This window comes from Streptomyces xanthii, from assembly GCF_014621695.1.
Lineage (GTDB): Bacteria > Actinomycetota > Actinomycetes > Streptomycetales > Streptomycetaceae > Streptomyces > Streptomyces xanthii.
The window spans coordinates 5626158-5642767 of sequence record NZ_CP061281.1; the positions used below are offsets into that span (position 1 = coordinate 5626158).

The 16610-nt window shown below is 71.1% G+C and carries 13 protein-coding genes; 6 read left to right on the forward strand and 7 right to left on the reverse strand.

All coding sequences use genetic code 11. From position 1 onward, the window contains the following. Nucleotides 1–424: 424 nt before the first annotated feature. Nucleotides 425–1300: a 3-methyl-2-oxobutanoate hydroxymethyltransferase gene (gene panB / locus IAG42_RS25375; RefSeq protein WP_188339268.1), complete on the reverse strand. Its 876-nt coding sequence runs from the start codon at nt 1298–1300 to the stop codon at nt 425–427. 183 nt (nt 1301–1483) lie between these two features. Here panB and IAG42_RS25380 point away from each other — a divergent pair, with 183 nt between their 5' ends. From IAG42_RS25380 to IAG42_RS25395, 4 genes are all read left to right on the forward strand, one after another. Further along, a complete protein-coding gene (locus IAG42_RS25380) occupies nt 1484–3079 on the forward strand; it encodes a DHA2 family efflux MFS transporter permease subunit (protein WP_188339269.1) in 1596 nt (531 codons plus the stop codon). 304 nt (nt 3080–3383) lie between these two features. Further along, nucleotides 3384–4040: a TetR/AcrR family transcriptional regulator gene (locus IAG42_RS25385; protein WP_188341595.1), complete on the forward strand. Its 657-nt coding sequence runs from the start codon at nt 3384–3386 to the stop codon at nt 4038–4040. Nucleotides 4041–4238: 198 nt separating this feature from the next. Continuing rightward, nucleotides 4239–5255 carry an endonuclease/exonuclease/phosphatase family protein gene (locus IAG42_RS25390; protein ID WP_188339270.1) on the forward strand — a complete coding sequence of 339 codons (1017 nt, stop codon included), beginning with the start codon at nt 4239–4241 and terminating at the stop codon, nt 5253–5255. Between the two features lie 102 nt (nt 5256–5357). Then, nucleotides 5358–6590 carry an MFS transporter gene (locus IAG42_RS25395; protein ID WP_188339271.1) on the forward strand — a complete coding sequence of 411 codons (1233 nt, stop codon included), beginning with the start codon at nt 5358–5360 and terminating at the stop codon, nt 6588–6590. A 136-nt stretch (nt 6591–6726) separates the two neighbouring features. On the opposite strand, the gene IAG42_RS25400 is transcribed toward IAG42_RS25395, so the two are convergent. Next, nucleotides 6727–8379, reverse strand: a complete 1653-nt coding sequence (locus tag IAG42_RS25400) for a multicopper oxidase family protein (RefSeq protein WP_188339272.1) — start codon at nt 8377–8379, stop codon at nt 6727–6729. 159 nt (nt 8380–8538) lie between these two features. Continuing rightward, complete coding sequence (locus tag IAG42_RS25405) at nt 8539–8979, reverse strand: DUF6153 family protein (RefSeq protein ID WP_188339273.1); 441 nt, start codon at nt 8977–8979, stop codon at nt 8539–8541. A 69-nt stretch (nt 8980–9048) separates the two neighbouring features. On the opposite strand from IAG42_RS25405, the gene IAG42_RS25410 reads away from it, so the two are divergent. Further along, entirely contained in the window at nt 9049–10515 is a 1467-nt protein-coding gene (locus tag IAG42_RS25410) for an APC family permease (RefSeq protein WP_188339274.1), read from the forward strand. Between the two features lies 1 nt (nt 10516). Here the strand turns inward: IAG42_RS25410 and IAG42_RS25415 are convergent, their stop codons facing one another. From IAG42_RS25415 to IAG42_RS25430, 4 genes are all read right to left on the reverse strand, one after another. Further along, complete coding sequence (locus IAG42_RS25415; protein ID WP_188339275.1) at nt 10517–11587, reverse strand: LacI family DNA-binding transcriptional regulator; 1071 nt, start codon at nt 11585–11587, stop codon at nt 10517–10519. A gap of 88 nt (nt 11588–11675) precedes the next feature. Next, nucleotides 11676–13328, reverse strand: coding sequence for a type 2 periplasmic-binding domain-containing protein (locus IAG42_RS25420; protein WP_188339276.1), 1653 nt, complete (start codon nt 13326–13328; stop codon nt 11676–11678). 98 nt (nt 13329–13426) lie between these two features. Further along, the gene (locus tag IAG42_RS25425) at nt 13427–14290 is read right to left on the reverse strand and encodes a carbohydrate ABC transporter permease (RefSeq protein WP_188341596.1); all 864 of its coding nucleotides are present in this window, start codon (nt 14288–14290) and stop codon (nt 13427–13429) included. A gap of 35 nt (nt 14291–14325) precedes the next feature. Beyond that, nucleotides 14326–15180: an ABC transporter permease gene (locus IAG42_RS25430; RefSeq protein WP_188339277.1), complete on the reverse strand. Its 855-nt coding sequence runs from the start codon at nt 15178–15180 to the stop codon at nt 14326–14328. 378 nt (nt 15181–15558) lie between these two features. Between IAG42_RS25430 and IAG42_RS25435 the strand changes: the two genes are divergently transcribed. Further along, the gene (locus tag IAG42_RS25435) at nt 15559–16530 is read left to right on the forward strand and encodes a hydroxyacid dehydrogenase (protein ID WP_188341597.1); all 972 of its coding nucleotides are present in this window, start codon (nt 15559–15561) and stop codon (nt 16528–16530) included. The last annotated feature ends 80 nt before the right edge of the window (nt 16531–16610 follow it).

Sequence of the window (16610 nt, forward strand, 5' to 3'; positions counted from 1 at the left end):
CGGGCGGCACCTGGCGACGATCGTCAGCCCCTACGGCGGCGGCGCTGTAGCGGAGGCCCACTGAATCGCGCACCCGGCGCCGGGGGTGCCGCCTGGCCCACCCTCCCCCAAGCTCTCGGCTTCGCTCGAGCAGGGGGTACCCCCATCGCCCCAGGCGGCAGACTGCCCAAGGCTGGGTCGGCCGGACTGCGCACTGGGGGCCGGGGCGCGGCTCCGAGGCTGGGTCGACCGAGCGCGCACCGGCACCGGAGCTCAGCCCGACGGGACCCCACGGCGGAGGTGGGCCCTCCCCGCGGCCCGCCGAGGCACCGGGTACACACGACGGTTCAACCCAGCGGAGCGTGACGCAGCCCGTCGACGGGGGAAGATCGACGGGCTGCGATGGTGCCGCTATGGCTCAGATGTGTTCAGGAGGGGCCCCGCCTCAGTGGACGGAGTGCTCCTCCTGAGGGAACGTTCCGCCGACCACGTCCTCCGCAAACGCCTTCGCCGCGTCGGACATGACGGTACGCAGATCGGCGTACTGCTTGACGAAGCGCGGCATCTTGCCCCCGGTGAGCCCGAGCGCGTCCGTCCAGACGAGGACCTGCGCGTCCGTCTCGGGGCCCGCGCCGATCCCGACGGTGGGGATGTGGAGCGTCCGCGTGACCTCCGCGGCGAGCTCCGCCGGGACCAGTTCGAGGACGACCGCGAAGGCGCCCGCGTCCTGGACCGACTTCGCGTCGCGCAGCAGCTGCTGCGCCGCCTCCTCGCCGCGCCCCTGCACCCGGTAACCCTGCGTGTTGACCGACTGCGGGGTCAGGCCGATGTGCGCCATGACCGGGATGCCGGCCTCGACGAGCAGCTTGATCTGGGCGTGCGAGCGCTCGCCGCCCTCCAGCTTGACCGCGCCGACGCCCGCCTCCTTGACGAGCTGCATCGCGGAGCGCAGCGCCTGCGTGGGCCCCTCCTGGTAGGACCCGAAGGGCAGGTCGCCGACGATGAGCGCGCGGGACGTGCCGCGCACGACGGCGGCGGAGAGCATCGTGAGCTGGTCCAGGGTGACCGGGACCGTGGTCTCGTAGCCGAGGTGACAGTTGCCGGCGGAGTCGCCGACCAGCATGACGGGGATGCCGGCCTCGTCGAACACCGACGCGGTCATGGCGTCGTAGGCGGTGAGCATGGGCCACTTCTCGCCCCGCTCCTTGGCGAGCGTGATGTCGCGCACGGTGATGCGCCGGGTGCCCTTGCCCCCGTACAGCGCCTTGGGATTGCTGCTGTCGGCGGACTGCGTCGGGGCAGCCTGAACGTGTTGCGTCATCGCAACGGCTCCTTCAATTCGTCTCGAGGCGCCCTGACGGCGTCCCCGGATCACCTCCCATGGTGGCACCGCGTGCAGCCCCCGCGCCAGAGCACACGACCCCGGTAAAGCCTCGGTAAGGGAAGTCTCCCGGACTTCCAATACGGAACGGTGCCGTATCGAAATGGGGCTAGGCTCGTACGCATGACCACTCCCGTCGCCCCCGAGGCATCTCGGATACCCGAGGCGGTGCACCGCCGCCGCTGGGCCATCCTCGGCGTGCTCATGCTGAGCCTGCTGATCGTCGTCCTCGACAACTCCATCCTGAACGTCGCGATCAAGACGATCTCGACCCCCGCCCCGACGGGCCTCGGCGCCACCCAGAGCGAGCTCGAGTGGGCCATCAACGCCTACACCCTCGTCTTCGCCGGCCTCCTGTTCACGGCCGGCCTGCTCGGCGACCGCGTCGGCCGCAAGAAGGTCCTCATCGGCGGCCTCGTCGTCTTCGGCATCGGCTCCGCGCTCGCCGCCGAGTCCGGCTCCCCGGTGCAGCTCATCGCGTTCCGCGCGCTCATGGGCCTCGGCGCCGCGTTCGTCATGCCCGCCACCCTCGCCGTGCTCATGAACGTCTTCGAGCGCGAGGAGCAGCCCAAGGCCATCGGCATCTGGGCGGGCGGCGTCGGCCTCGCCATCGCCATCGGCCCGATCACCGGCGGCCTGCTGCTCGACCACTTCTGGTGGGGCTCGGTCTTCCTGGTCAACGTGCCGATCGTGATCCTCGCCGTGGTCCTGATGATCGCGCTCGTGCCCGACTCCAAGGACCCCAAGCCCGGCCGCATCGACCTCGTCGGCGTCGCGCTCTCCATCGTCGGCCTCGTCCTGCTCGTCTACGGGATCATCAAGGGCGGCGACGAGGGCGACTTCACCAGCCCGCAGGTCCTGGCCACGATCGCCGCGGGCCTCGCCGTCCTGGTCGGCTTCGTGCTCTACGAGAAGCGCAGCGACCACCCGTCGATCGACATCGACTACTTCAAGAACAAGGTGTTCTCGGCGGCCATCGCCGCGATCGCCCTGGTCTTCTTCGCCCTCATGGGCGTCACGTTCTTCTCCGTCTTCTACACGCAGAGCGTGCGCGGGTACTCGCCGTTGCAGACCGGCGCCCTGATGCTGCCGCTGGCCGTCGCCCAGCTGATCTTCGCGCCGCGCGCCCGGCTCGTCGTCGACCGGTTCGGCGTGCGGGTCACCACGACGGGCGGCCTGGTGCTGCTCGCCGCCATGCTCGCCGCGTTCACGATCCTCGACGCCGACACCCCGATCTGGCTCCTGGAAGTGATGTTCTTCCTGATGGGTACGGGCATGGCCCACGTCATGACGCCGACCAGCGTCGTCATCATGCAGGCCCTGCCGCGCGAGAAGGCCGGCTCGGCGTCCGCGCTGAGCAACACCTTCCGGCAGGTCGGCGGCGCGCTCGGCATCGCCGTCCTCGGCTCCGTGCTCTCCACCGCGTACCGCGGCGGCATCGAGGACAAGCTGGGCCTGCTCCCGCCCGGCCTGCGCGACGCCGCCGGCGGCTCCATCGAGGCGACGCTCGGAGTCGCCGAGAAGCTCGGCCCGCGCGGCGAGGCCCTCATCGGCCCCGCCAACGACGCCTTCCTGCACGCCATGCACGTCACCGCGCTGTGGGGCGCCGGAGTCGCCCTGGTCAGCGCGGTCGTCACCGGCCTCTTCCTGCCCGGCCGGCCGCCCGCGGCACCGCAGGGGCAGAGCGGCGAGCCGGAGAAGGTGGGCGCGCGGCACTGATCACCGCACACGGGGGCTGACGACGCTGAGAGAATCACCCCGGACCCCCGCCGGACGGCAGGGTTCCGGGGCGTGGCGGAAGCGGAGGCGACACGTGGACACGGGTACGGGCACCGGTGCGGACACGGGTGCGGGCGGTGTGGCGACCGGCGCGCGCACGGGCCCGGACAACGACCCCGAGAACACCCCGGTGAGCGACCCGGCGACCCGGCCGGTGACGGTCCCGGAGCCGGTCGCGGTCCCGGAACCGGAAACGGGACAGGGCGACGCCGGTACCGTCGCGCGGTCCTACCAGCGCCACCGGATGCGCGGGGCCGCCGACTGCCCCGCGCCCACGCGCGGCCGCCCCCGCAGCGAGGCCGCCGAACTCGCCATCGTCGAGGGCGTCGTGAAGCTCCTCGAAGAAGGCGTCCCGCTCGCCGAACTGTCCATCGAGCGCATCGCCCGCACCGCCGGCGTCGGCAAGGCCACCATCTACCGGCGCTGGAGCGGCAAGGAAGAACTCTTCGTCGACGTCGTCGCCTCCATCGAGGGGCCGGACCCCGAACTCCCCGGCACCTCCCTGCGCGACGATCTGATCCGCCTCCTGGAACACATGCGCCGGCGCGGCCTCAACCTGCGCAACTCGGCCCTGCTCCACAACGTGTTCGCCCAGATGAAGACCCTGCCCAAGCTCTGGGACGCGTACCACGAGGTCGTCGTCGAGCCCCGCCGCCGCGCCATGCACGGCGTACTGCGCCGCGCCGTCGCCGAGGGCGAACTCCCCGAAGGCACCGACATCGAACTCGCCGGCGACCTCCTCAGCGGCCCCATGCTGCTGCGCACCGTCATGCGGTCCGACGCGCCGCTCGCCGACGACCTCTCCGCCCGCGTCGTCGACACCGTCCTGCGCGGCCTCCTCAACGCGCCCGGAACAGAAGGCGTCCGGCGTGAAAAGCCGCAGGTCCCGCCCCTCGGGTGATTGTGCGGGTTTCGTCACAGAGGCCCCCTGGACCGGCCGGACCGGAACCCGGCGCCCCGCCCCGCTCGTCCTCGTCGCAGTACGGACGACACATCACCCCCGTCCCACGGGGGTGTGACGGAACAGCGAGCCGTCGTCATCGCCTAGGGTGCTTCGGGCGGGGACGGCGGGCACGGCAGGCAGTGAGGCGACGACGGCATGGCGCAGGCGTACTACAGCTCAGACGCCCAGGAATCCGAGCGCAGCGGATCCCGGCTCCGACGCCTGGGAGTCCGGCTGCGCGAGGACCGCGGCTACTGGCGGCGCGGCATCGTCCTCGCGGTGCTCGCGGTCCTGCTCGGCCTCGTCATGCTGCTGCACGCGCAGATCCCCAACACCATCGGCAACCTCGGCTCGTTGACCGAGACCTTCCTGCCCTGGTTCGGCCTCTTCGTCCCGGTGCTGCTGATCCTCGGACTCGTCCGCCGCTCGGCGACCGCCGTGATCGCGGTCCTCGTCCCCGTGATCGCCTGGTTCAACCTCTTCGGCGGTCTCCTGCTCAGCGACAAGCAGTCCGGCGGCGGCGACCTGACCGTCGCCACCCACAACGTGAACGCCGACAACCCCGACCCCACCCGCACCGCCCGAGACGTCGCCGCCTCCGGCGCCCAGGTCCTCGCCCTCGAGGAACTGACCGCCGAGGACGTCCCCGTCTACGAGAAGGCCCTCGCGGCGACCTACCCCTTCCACTCCGTCCAGGGCACCGTCGGCCTGTGGAGCAAGTACCCGCTCAGCGCCACCCGGCCCGTCGACATCAAGCTCGGCTGGACCCGCGCCATGCGCTCGACCGTCGCCACGCCGCAGGGCGACATCGCCGTCTACGTGGCCCACATGCCCTCGGTCCGGGTCAAGCTCGACTCCGGGTTCACCGCCAGCCAGCGCGACGAGAGCGCCGACGCGCTCGGCGCCGCCATCGCCCACGAGCAGCTCGGCAAGGTCGTGCTCCTCGGCGACCTCAACGGCACGATGAACGACCGCGCCCTGAACGCCGTCACCTCCCAGATGCGCTCCACCCAGGGAGCCGCGGGCAGCGGCTTCGGCTTCAGCTGGCCCGCCTCGTTCCCGATGGCCCGCATCGACCAGATCATGGTCAGGGACATCGAGCCGGTCTCCTCCTGGTCCCTGCCCGCCACCGGGAGCGACCACCTGCCGATCGCGGCCCGCGTCAAGCTCTGACGCGGTGACGGAGGACATGCGCTGACCCGGCGAGGGAATATTTGTTCAGGGCGTAAACTTAATAGTTCTGCTCACCGCCCGCCCCTCCCCGGAAGAACCTCCATGCCCCTCGCCCTGCTCGCGCTCGCCGTGGGCGCCTTCGGCATCGGCACGACCGAGTTCGTGATGATGGGACTGCTCCCCGACGTCGCGGCCGACCTCGGCATATCCATCCCCTCCGCCGGACACCTCGTCTCCGCGTACGCCCTCGGCGTCGTCATCGGCGCCCCGCTGCTCGCCGCCCTCACCGCACGCATGCCGCGGCGCCGCGTCCTCATCGGGCTCATGGTCCTCTTCGTCGTCGGCAACGCCGTCTCGGCCGCCGCCCCCGGCGAACACTCCCTTCTCCTCGCCCGTTTCGTCAGCGGCCTCCCGCACGGCGCCTTCTTCGGCGTCGGCGCCGTCGTCGCCACCTCGCTCGTGGCGCCCGAGCGCAAGGCCCGCTCCGTCTCGCTGATGTTCCTCGGCCTCACCGTCGCCAACGTCATCGGCGTCCCCGTCGCCACCGCGATGGGCCAACACCTCGGCTGGCGCGCCACGTTCCTCGCCGTCAGCGCCATCGGACTCCTCGCCATCGCCGCCCTCGCACTGCTCGTTCCCGCGGACCACGGACACGGCGAACTCGTCGGCGTACGCGGTGAACTGCGGGCCCTCAAGTCCCTGCCCGTGTGGCTCGCGCTCGGCACGACCGTGGCCGGATTCGGCGCCCTGTTCGCCGCGTACAGCTACATCACGCCCATGCTCACCGACGCCGCCGGGTACGCCGCGGGGAGCGTGACGCTGCTGCTCGCACTGTTCGGCGTCGGGGCGACCGTCGGGAACCTGCTCGGAGGGCGGCTCGCCGACCACCATCTGCGCGGCACCCTGTTCGGCGGGCTGGCCTCGCTCGTGGTCGTGCTCGCGCTGTTCCCCGTGCTGATGCGGGCGCAGTGGAGCGCGGCCGTCGCCGTGCTGCTGCTGGGGACGGCGGCGTTCGTCACCGGGTCTCCTCTGCAGCTCATGGTGATGGAGAAGGCCGCCGCGGCGCCTTCGCTGGCCTCGTCGGCCAACCAGGCCGCGTTCAACCTCGCCAACGCGGGCGGGGCGTTCATCGGCGGGCTCGCCCTCAGCGCGGGCCTGGGCGTCACCTCCCCGGCGCCGGCCGGGGCCGTCCTCGCCGTCCTCGGACTCGGGGTCGCCGGGGTCGCGCTGCTCGTCGACCGGCGCCGGGTCGTCTCCGGTGGGGTGGTCGCCGGTTCGGGCGGGCGGGTTGTCGCCGGGCAGGTTCTGGAGGACGCCGCTCCTGCCGAGCGGTGAGGCCGGCGCCATTGCCGGTTGCGGGCTACTGGCTTTCTGCCGCCCGGTGGTGGGCTTCTCGCGCAGTTCCCCGCGCCCCTGAACGCACGCCCTTCGGGCGGCGTTCAGGGGCGATCGTCGGACTTCGCGCAGGGGGCTACTTGCGGTAGCCCAGGACCGTCATCATGCCCGCCTCCGAGTGGTAGATGTTGTGGCAGTGGACCATCCACAGGCCGGGGTTGTCCGCCTCGAAGTCGGTCGTCACCGTTTCGCCCGGGCGGACGATCGCCGTGTCCTTGCGGGCGCCCGCCGCCCCGCCGCTCAGAGCGAAGGTGTGGCCGTGGAGATGGACCGGGTGCCACATCTTCGTGTGGTTGCGGAACACCAGGCGGACCCGCTCGCCCGCGCCGACCGGATGGCGCTGGTCCGCCGTGTACGGCTTGCCGTCGAAGGCCCAGTCGTACTTCTCCATGCTGCCCGTCAGGGTGAGGGAGAGCGTGCGGTCCGGCTCGGCGGACGGCAGGGCCACCGACTCCGCCGGGCGCAGCCGGTCCGCCGTGACGAGCTTGCCGGTCAGCTCCGCGGGGCGTGACGTGGGGGAGGGGGCCGCCCCGGACCCCGTGCGCAGGACCGCCATCGCCGTCCGCTTCTTGCCCTCGGCCAGTGCCGTCAGCGGGAACACCCCGTCGCCCGCGGTGACCAGCACGTCGTACCGCTCGCCCATGCCGAGCAGCAGCGCGTCCGTCTTCGCGGGCCGCACCGGGAAGCCGTCCGTGTGCGTCACGGTCATCTCGTGCCCGCCGAGCGCGACCCGGAACGCCGTGTCCCCGCCCGCGTTGATGATCCGGAGCCGGATGCGGTCGCCCGGGCGGGCCTTGAACGAGGACGGGGCCTCGGGCGTCCGCCCGTTGATCAGGTAGTGCGGGTAGGCCACGTCGCCCGCGTCCCCGCCGAGCAGCTCGCTCGTGGCACCCATCATCATCCGGGACGGGCCGGTGCCGGCACCCGTGCGCGCACCCTTGCTCGGGGACGCGTCGGTGCCGCTCATCGCCGACATGTCGTGCCCGGAGTGGCCGCCGCCCGAGCCGCCGGATCCGCCCCCGTGGTCCATGCCGGAGCTGAGCTCCTTCAGCACCGCGTCCGGGGTCGAGCCGTCCACGCCGTCGACCCAGTCGTCCAGGACGATCACCCACTCCTTGTCGTACGACAGGGGCTCCTTGGGGTCGTCCACGATCAGCGGCGCGTACAGCCCACGGTCCTGCTGGGTGCCGGAGTGGGGGTGGAACCAGTACGTGCCGGGGTGCGTGACCGCGAAGCGGTACGTGAAGTCGGCGCCGGGGGCGATCGGCTTCTGCGTCAGGCCGGGGACGCCGTCCATGTCGTTGCGCAGCGCCAGGCCGTGCCAGTGCAGGGAAGTCGCTTCGGGGAGATGGTTCGCCAGGGTCAGGGCGAGGGTGTCGCCGGCGGTCACGCGGACCTCCTTGCCGGGCAGATCACCCCCGTACGACCACGACTTGACGGTCCTGTCGCCCAGTTCGAGAGCGGTCGCGGCGGCGGTCAGGCGGACAGAGCGGACCGGTCCGGAGCCGCGCCTGCGCTCCGCCGCCTCGACCTCGGGGCCCGCCGGGTCGACGTAGCCCTGGGGCGCGGAGCCGCCCGCGCCGTGCCCACCGTGCCCGGAGCCGGACCCGGTGCCGGAGGAACAGGCGCCCAGCAGCCCCGTGCCGGCCACGGCGAGGGAGGCGCCGAGAAGAGTGCGGCGGCTGGTCGATGCGGTCGGGGAGCCGGGGAGTGAACGTGTCGTGCGCATAGGTGAGTTGCACCTCGATGTCGGTGTCGTACGTGCTGCGTGCAGTGGGCGAACTCATCTGCTGCTTCTGATACACCACTCGACCCGATCAGGTTCCCACCGTCCTGCGGACGGGGACCGATCGGGTTGCGGGCAGCGCGAAGCAGCCGGTGCGCAGGCCTAGATCCGCAGAACCGACAACCGGGCGAGCAGGGTGCGCGGCGGGGGAGGGTTCGGGCGCTGGGCGCAGGCCATGCCGCGCGGACGCGGAAGCAGGTGGCGCGCGGTCAGTGGCCGCAGCACCAGCGCCGTCAGCAACAGCAGCGTCACCGAACCGAGCACGGCCAGGCACACGCCCAGCGGATCCATGCCGCCGTCACCGGGCATCGGCTGCCCGGCGCTCGGCGCTGACCCGGCGTGCGGGCCTGGCATCGCCCCGCCCGAGTGATCCGGCCGCGGCACGGAAGCCGAAGCCGCGGCCGACGAGGCCGTCATGTGTCCCGACCCCGAATGGCCGGACGGATGCCCCAGCGTGTGCATCCCGACGATCCCGAAGAGCAGCACCACGAACAGCAGCAGCCGTCCGCGGCCGGTGCGGCCCCTGGTCGTCGTCCCCGTCATGGCCGCACCTTACCCCCACCCGGTATCGGGCGACATGCGGGCTCCCCCTCCGCCGCTGATCATGACCCCATGACGACAACGGACAAACCGGAGCAAGCCGCGGAAGTCGGTGACGACGGGACCCGCCGCCAGTTCATCTCCTGGGTGACGCTCGGCCTCATGACCACGGCCTCCGTGGCGAGCCTGCGCCCCTCGCCCACCATGGCCATCTACGGCCTCGCGGCGATCTTCCTCTACCTGCTCCCGGCGATCGTCTTCCTGCTCCCCACCGCCCTCGTGGGCGCCGAGCTGGCCTCCGGCTGGACGGGCGGCATCTACCGCTGGGTCAGCGAGGCGCTCGGCAAACCGCTGGGCTTCGTCGCGGTGTGGTGCCAGTTCGCCATGACGATCGCCTACTACCCGAGCCTGCTCGCCTACGTGGCCTCCACGTTCGCGTACGTCATCCACCCGAGCCTCGCCGAGAACGGCCTCTACGTGGCGATCGTCATCGTCGTCATCTACTGGACCGGAGTCTGGGTCAGCTCGCGCGGCACGAAGACGGTCGCCGGGCTCTCCTCGTTCGGCCTCATCGTGGGCACCCTGGTCCCGGGCGTCGTGCTCGTCGCCCTCGGCATCGTCTTCCTCGGTCAGGGCAACCCGTCCGCCGCCCCGATGACCGCCGACCACTGGCTGCCCCCGTGGACCGGCCTCGCCAGCCTGGTCCTCATCGTCAACAACTTCCTCTCCTACGCGGGCATGGAGATGAACGGCGTCCACGTGTCGTCCCTGCGCGACCCGCGCGGCGAGTACCCGAAGTCGATCTTCCTGGCCACCGGGCTCGTGCTGCTGATCTTCATCCTTCCGGCCCTGGCCATCAGCTGGGTCATGCCGGCCAAGGAGCTCAGCCTCACCGCCGGTCTGATGCAGGCCTTCCAGGCGTTCTTCGACCACTTCCACGTGGGCTGGATGACGAAGGTCGTCGGCGTCATGCTCGTGTGCGCGGCGCTCGGCGGCATGCTCACCTGGCTGTCCGGACCGGCCAAGGGCCTGGTCCTGCTCTCCCGCCAGGAGGGCTACCTGCCGCCGTTCCTGCAGAAGTTCAACAAGTACGGCGTGCCGCAGAACGTGATGGTCGCCCAGGGCGTCCTGACCACCCTCATCGGTGTCCTCTACGCCTTCAGCGACAGCGTCTCCAGCCAGTACTGGATGTTCTCCGTCATCACGATCCAGATCTACCTGGTCGCCTACCTGCTGATGTTCGTGGCCGTCGTCGTGCTGCGCCGCACCCGCCCCGACGTGCCGCGCGGCTTCGTCGTGCCCGCCGTCACGATCGTCGCGGGCGTCGGCTTCGTCGCGTCCGTGCTCGCCCTCGTCATCGGGTTCGTGCCCCCGGACCAGTACGACACCGGGCCGCTGTGGCGCTATCTGCTGGTCGTCGGCGGCGGACTGCTGCTGCTCGGCATCGCCGCGCCCGCCGCGTTCCTCAAGTTCCGCAAGCCGAGCTGGATCCACCCCGACCACCGCGACCCGGCCGGGCCCGTCGACCCGGCCGCCTGACCTACGGAGTGACGGGACGCACGCTGTCCCGGATCACGATGTGCGTGCCGAGGAGCTGGCGCCGCTGCTGCGAGCGGCCGGTGTCGCCGAGCGCGAGCCGGACCGCCGTGCGGCCCAGCTCCTCACCCGGGATGTGCACCGTCGTCAGGCCCGGCGTCATGTCGGCGGCGACCGGGTCGTCGTTGTACCCCACCACCGAGATGTCCTCGGGGACCCGCAGCCCGTACGCGTGCAGGACCTTCACCGCGGCCAGGGCCACCCGGTCGTCGCCCGCGAACACCGCCGTGAACTCCGGCTTCCCGTCGCACCGGTCGAGCAGGTCGCGCATCGCCCGGTCGCCGTTGTGCTGGCCGAAGCCGACCCCGTGCAGCACCGCGTCGGAGCGCGGCACGCCGTGGTCCGCGAGCGCGCGCAGATAGCCGCGCACACGGTCCTCACCCGTCGTGTTGCCCGGCTGGTAGCCGATCATCGCGATCTTCCGGTGCCCCGCGCCCAGCAGATGGCTCGTGACGGCGTGGGCGCCCGCCTCGTTGTCGTACTCCACCACGACCGCGGGCACGTCCGGCGCGGGCGCCGGGCGGCCGCACAGCACGAGCCGGGAACCGGCCGCCGCCAGCGACTGCGCGTACTGGGCCATCCGCTCCCGGTACGCCGCGTCCTCGACCACACCGCCGACCAGCACGACCGCCTCGGCCGTCTGCTCACGCATCATCTGCACCAGGGCCAGCTCCCGGGCCGGGTCGGCGCCCGTCGACGCGACGAGGGTCAGCCGGTCGTGCTGCGCCGCCTCCTTCTCGACGCCCTGCGCGACCGCCGCGTAGTACGAGCTCACGACGTCGAGCAGGAGCACCGCGATCGTCTTGCGGCCCGCGCCGGCCAGCGCGCGGGCGTGCGCGTTCGCCACGTAGTCCAGGTCCTTGGCCGCCCGCAGCACCTTCGCCCGGGACGCCGCGGACGTCGGATAGTTGCCCGCGAGAACGCGTGACACCGTGGCCACCGACACTCCCGCGCGTGCCGCCACGTCGCGGATGGTGACCCGGCCCGTCGCCTCGGTCTCGCCGCGCTCGCCCACTCTGACTCCCTCGGTCCAGCGGTGCGGGGCACGCCGTCCCGCGCGCCCCGCACCATCATCGCGTGTGCCGGTGTTCCGCCGGCCCGGTTCAGTGGGCCGCGGCGTACTCCGTGGTGAACTCGCCGATGACCTTCTTGCCGCCCTGCGCCTCCCACTTCCCGTACAGGGCGTCCCAGTCGGAGACCTTCTTGCGGCCGGTGACGACGGCGGTGACGCTGTCGTCCATCAGCTGCTGGAGCGCCGCGCCCTGCTTGTTGTACGTGTCGGACTGCAGGCCCCAGCGGGCGTTGGGCTGCATCATCGGGACGACCTTCTGCTGCCACGCGTGCAGCCGCTTCACGACGTCCCCGAAGCCGGGAGCGTAGAGCACCTGCGGGGCGTCGGAGAGGTACATGAACGGGACGTTCGTCTTCGACTCGACCAGGCCCAGCTTGTTGGCGATCGGGTTGTTGTCCTTGTCGCGCTCGAAGTGCGTGCCCTCCAGGCCGAAGTGGGTCAGCTCGTACTCCTCGGAGCCGAACGGGGCGGCCAGGAAGTCGAGGACGCGCAGGATCAGCTTGATGCGGTCCTTGGACGCCTTCTTGATGACCGTGTAGCCGAAGATGCCGCGGCTCTGCTGGTACTTGGGGGTGGCCCCCGGCGCGGTGTACGGGACGAGGGCGTCGAGGTCGAAGGAGTTCTTGATGCCCTGCGCGGCGGCCGGGTAGGCGAGGAAGCCGTCCGTCATGGACAGCACGGAGCCGTTCCAGAACTGGGTCTTGAGGTCGACCTGCGAGACCGAGGTGGCCTCCGGGTAGTACGAGCCGTCCTTGCGCAGCTTGGAGAGGTACTCCAGCATCGCCTTGAACTCGTCGGTGGCGCCCCAGTGCACCATCTTGCCGTCCTGGAGGGCGAACTCGTTGGGCGCGCCGAACCAGTTGGCGTGCGTCTTGTAGCCGAAGTACGCCGTCGTCGACGAGCCCAGCGCCCACTTCTTGGCGCCCGTCGTGTCCTTGGCGAGGGCCGCGAAGTCGTCCGCCGACATGCCGGGCTTGTAGCCGGCCTTCGTGAAGACCCCGTTGTTGAAGAACATCGTGTCCTGCGGCTTGGGCCGCTCCACCGGGACGCCGTAGATCCGGCCCGAGATCCGGCCCATGCCCTCCCAGGCGTACGTCGGGATGCCCGCGAGGTTCGGGTAGTCCTTGACCGCGTCGCCGGACAGGTACTCGGTGAGGTCGGCGCAGCGCGTCTTCACGAACTGGGCCTCGCGCGGGAGCACGTAGCCGCCGCCGATGTTGATGATGTCGGGGATGTCGTCCCCGGCGAACAGGGTCGCCATCTTCGCCCGGAAGTCGGCGTCCGGCACGATCGTGAACTCGACGTCGACGCCCAGCGCCTTGTTGACCGCCGCCCAGTACTTGTTCTGCGCGGCCGGCTTCGGCGGGGTGCCGTACGTGATCGTGAGGACCTTGATCTTCTCCTTGCCGGTGCCCGGCTTCTCGGCGATCGCCTTCACCAGCTCGGCCGGGTACTTCGTGTAGCCGGCCTGCACGCCCTCGGCGGTCGGCGCGAGGTCGGGCGTGGCGCCCTTGGCCGGGGTGTACGTGGGCCAGGCGGCCGCCTTCTTGCCCGCGTTGGAGACGGAGCCACCGCCGCCGCTGCCATCGGAGGAACAGGCGGTGAGCACGGAGGGGGCGGCGAGCGCGGCGCCGCCGATCGCGATGGAGCGCAGCAGGGTGCGGCGGGAGAGGTTCGCGGACATGGTGAAGGACCCTTCGGATCAAGGAGGTCGAGACAGAGAAGTGCGGGGGGTTGCTCAGCTCTTTGGTGCTTGACCGTGCTCGGTGGTGCTTGACCTGCTCAGCTCTTGATGGCGCCGGTGAGCACGCCCTTGGTGAAGTACTTCTGCAGGAAGGGGTAGACGATCAGGATCGGCACGGTGGCGATCACCAGGACGGCCATCTGCGTCGTCTGCGGGGCGGAGACCATGCCGGCCTCGCTCAGCCCGGTGTCGGCGATCTGCGCGCCGCCGATCACGTACGTGCGCAGCACCTGGGAGAGCGGCCAGTGGTCGGACTCCAGGTAGATCGAGGCATGGAACCAGGCGTTCCAGTAGCTGACCGCGTAGAAGAGGCCGACCACCGCCAGCGCCGCCTTCGACAGCGGGAGCACGATCCGCCAGAACACCGTCCAGTCGCCCGCGCCGTCCAGCCGGGCCGCCTCGTACAGCTCCTCCGGGATGCCCTGGAAGAAGCCGCGCAGGACGACGAGGTTGAACACGTTGATCAGGACGGGCGCGATCAGGGCGGCGTACATGTTCTGCATGCCCAGGCCCTTGACCAGCAGGAACGCCGGGATCATGCCGGGCGGGAAGAGGAACGTGAACAGGACGACCAGCAGGACGGGCTTGCCGCCGAAGACGCCGGGCCGGCTCAGCGCGTACGCGAGGCACGCGGTGCAGGCCAGCGACACGAACGTACCGATCGCGGTGATCCCGACGCTCACGCCGAGCGCCTTCGTCACGATGCCGCCGCTGAGGATCTGCTCGTAGGCGCGCAGGGTGGGATCGGTGGGCCACAGGACCCAGCCGCCGTTCGCCACGACCTCCTTGTTGGAGGCCAGCGACGTCGAGATGATCACCAGGAACGGGACCAGGACCAGGGCCAGGAGGACCAGGACGGCCACGCCCTTGGCCGCCTTGGTGACCGGCTTGGGCTTCTCCATCCAGGCCGGACGGTCGACTCGGGTGGACGTGCTGCTCACTTGTAGACCCCCTGCTCGCCGAGCTGGTGCGCGATGCGGTTGGCGACGAAGACGAGGAGGGCGCCGACCAGGCCCTTGAAGAGGCCGGCCGCCGTGGCGTAGCCGATGTCGCCGCCGATGATGCCCTGCCAGTAGACGAAGGTGTCGAGCACCTCGCCGACCTCCGGGCCCACCGACGGACGCTGCAGCAGCATCTGCTCGAAGCCGACGGAGAGGATGTCGCCGAGCCGCATGATCAGCAGCAGCACCACGATCGGCCGGATCGACGGCAGCGTCACGTGCCAGAAGCGGCGCCAGGGCCCGGCCCCGTCGATCGCGGCGGCCTCGTACTGCTGCTCGTCGACCTGCATCAGGGCGGCCAGGAAGATGATCGTGCCCCAGCCGGCGTCCTTCCAGATCACCTCGGCGACCACCAGCGGCCGGTACGCGTCCGGGTTGCCGATGATGTCGACGGTGTGCAGGCCGCTGTCGCCCAGGAAGCTGTTGAGCAGGCCGGTGTCCGACAGGACCTGCTGGAACAGGGCGACGACGATCACCCACGACAGGAAGTGCGGCAGGTAGACGACGGACTGCACGAAGCGGCGCAGCAGATCCGAGGTCAGGCTGTGCAGCAGCAGCGCGATCGCGAGCGGCACCGGGAAGTAGAACACCAGCTGGAGCACGGCGATGTAGAGCGTGTTCCACGTCGCGTGCCAGAAGTCGGGGTCGCCGAACATCCGGCTGAAGTTCCCGAACCCGACCCAGGGGCTGCCCCACAAGCCGGCGAACGGGTCGTACTCCTTGAACGCCACGACGTTCCCGACGAAGGCGCCGTAGTGGAAGACCAGGAAGTACGCGACGCCCGGCACCATGAGCAGCAGCAGCGTGCGACTGCTCCGAAAACGTTTCCACCTGCTGTCTCGCCGGGCTGTGACGGCATTTGTGCCGGTTTCCGGCCTGCCGGGAGAGTCAGCCACCCCGGCTTCGGGCCTTTCCTTCGCCACCGTGGGCACGGGAACCCCTCCGTCGTTCGAACAAGGTGAGGCGGAATCTAAAACGGTTACTACGGCCGGTCAACCCCCTTGGCGCAGGGAAGTATTGACCGTACTGTCATCCCGTGCCTGGCCATCTGAGGCACTGCTGTAACCGGTTACAGAGGTTCGCCGCGACACACGCGCGACCTCGTGCGAGATCCTTGCGACGAGAGGTAGGAGCGCGTGACGGCACACCGACCGACCGCGGCACTGGCCATGGGTGCCCAGGTGGTGGAGCGGGTCTTCCCGCCCGACCTGCGCGAACGGCTCGACCGCAGCGTGCGGTTGGCGGCCCCGCCGCTGACCGGGCCGCTCGACGCGCCCGAGGCGGTCGCGGCCCTCGCCGAGGCGGAGATCCTGGTCACCGGCTGGGACTGCCCGCCGCTCACCCGGGAGGTGCTCGACACGGCTCCGCGCCTGAAAGCGGTGATCCACGCGGCCGGTTCCGTACGGCCCATCGTCACGGACGCCGTCTGGGAGCGCGGGCTGCTGGTGTCCTCGGCGGCCGACGCCAACGCCGGGCCCGTCGTGGCCTACACGCTCGCCGCGATCACCTTCGCGGCGAAGGGGGCGCTGGCCACGGCCGCGGCGTACGCGACGGCCTGGCCGGGCTTCACCGAACGGGACGGGGCCGACGGGCGCACCGTCGGCATCATCGGCGCCTCCCGCATCGGACGCCGGGTCATCGAGGCCCTGCGGGCGGACGACGCGGGGTACCGGGTGCTGCTGTGCGACCCGTACGTCGACGCGGGGGAGGCGGCGCGGCTCGGAGCCGAGCGGGTCTCGCTCGCCGAGCTGTGCCGGCGCAGCACGATCGTCAGCGTGCACGCGCCGCTGCTGCCCGAGACGCGGGGCATGCTGAGCGCGGAGATGCTGGCGCTCGTGCCGGACGGGGGGACCGTGATCAACACGGCGCGGGGCGCGCTGGTCGACAACGAGGCGCTGGCCGTGGAGTGTTCCGCCGGGCGGCTGTCGGCCTACCTCGACGTCACGTGGCCCGAGCCCCTGCCCTCCGGGCATCCGCTGCTCGGGCTGCCCAACGTGCTCGTCACTCCGCATGTGGCCGGGGCGCAGGGGAGCGAGGTGCGGCGGCTCGGGGTGTTCGCCGTGGAGGAGGTCGAGCGGGTCGTCTCGGGCCTTGAGCTGCGGGGCGGTACGGGGCGGGGGGACATGGCGCGGGTCGCCTAGCCGTTCGCGGGGTGCCGGTGGTTCGCGCCTGCGGGCCGGTGGGGCTTCTCGCGCAGTTCCCCGCGCCCCTGAAATGCAGA

What these genes read in the sequence shown, in the direction of transcription:
- panB (WP_188339268.1), bottom strand. Translation starts at nt 1,300, where the DNA reads ATGACGCAACACGTTCAGGCTGCCCCGACGCAGTCCGCCGACAGCAGC.
- IAG42_RS25380 (WP_188339269.1), top strand. Translation starts at nt 1,484, where the DNA reads ATGACCACTCCCGTCGCCCCCGAGGCATCTCGGATACCCGAGGCGGTG.
- IAG42_RS25385 (WP_188341595.1), top strand. Translation starts at nt 3,384, where the DNA reads ATGCGCGGGGCCGCCGACTGCCCCGCGCCCACGCGCGGCCGCCCCCGC.
- IAG42_RS25390 (WP_188339270.1), top strand. Translation starts at nt 4,239, where the DNA reads ATGGCGCAGGCGTACTACAGCTCAGACGCCCAGGAATCCGAGCGCAGC.
- IAG42_RS25395 (WP_188339271.1), top strand. Translation starts at nt 5,358, where the DNA reads ATGCCCCTCGCCCTGCTCGCGCTCGCCGTGGGCGCCTTCGGCATCGGC.
- IAG42_RS25400 (WP_188339272.1), bottom strand. Translation starts at nt 8,379, where the DNA reads ATGCGCACGACACGTTCACTCCCCGGCTCCCCGACCGCATCGACCAGC.
- IAG42_RS25405 (WP_188339273.1), bottom strand. Translation starts at nt 8,979, where the DNA reads ATGACGGGGACGACGACCAGGGGCCGCACCGGCCGCGGACGGCTGCTG.
- IAG42_RS25410 (WP_188339274.1), top strand. Translation starts at nt 9,049, where the DNA reads ATGACGACAACGGACAAACCGGAGCAAGCCGCGGAAGTCGGTGACGAC.
- IAG42_RS25420 (WP_188339276.1), bottom strand. Translation starts at nt 13,328, where the DNA reads ATGTCCGCGAACCTCTCCCGCCGCACCCTGCTGCGCTCCATCGCGATC.
- IAG42_RS25425 (WP_188341596.1), bottom strand. Translation starts at nt 14,290, where the DNA reads ATGGAGAAGCCCAAGCCGGTCACCAAGGCGGCCAAGGGCGTGGCCGTC.
- IAG42_RS25430 (WP_188339277.1), bottom strand. Translation starts at nt 15,180, where the DNA reads ATGGTGCCGGGCGTCGCGTACTTCCTGGTCTTCCACTACGGCGCCTTC.
- IAG42_RS25435 (WP_188341597.1), top strand. Translation starts at nt 15,559, where the DNA reads ATGGGTGCCCAGGTGGTGGAGCGGGTCTTCCCGCCCGACCTGCGCGAA.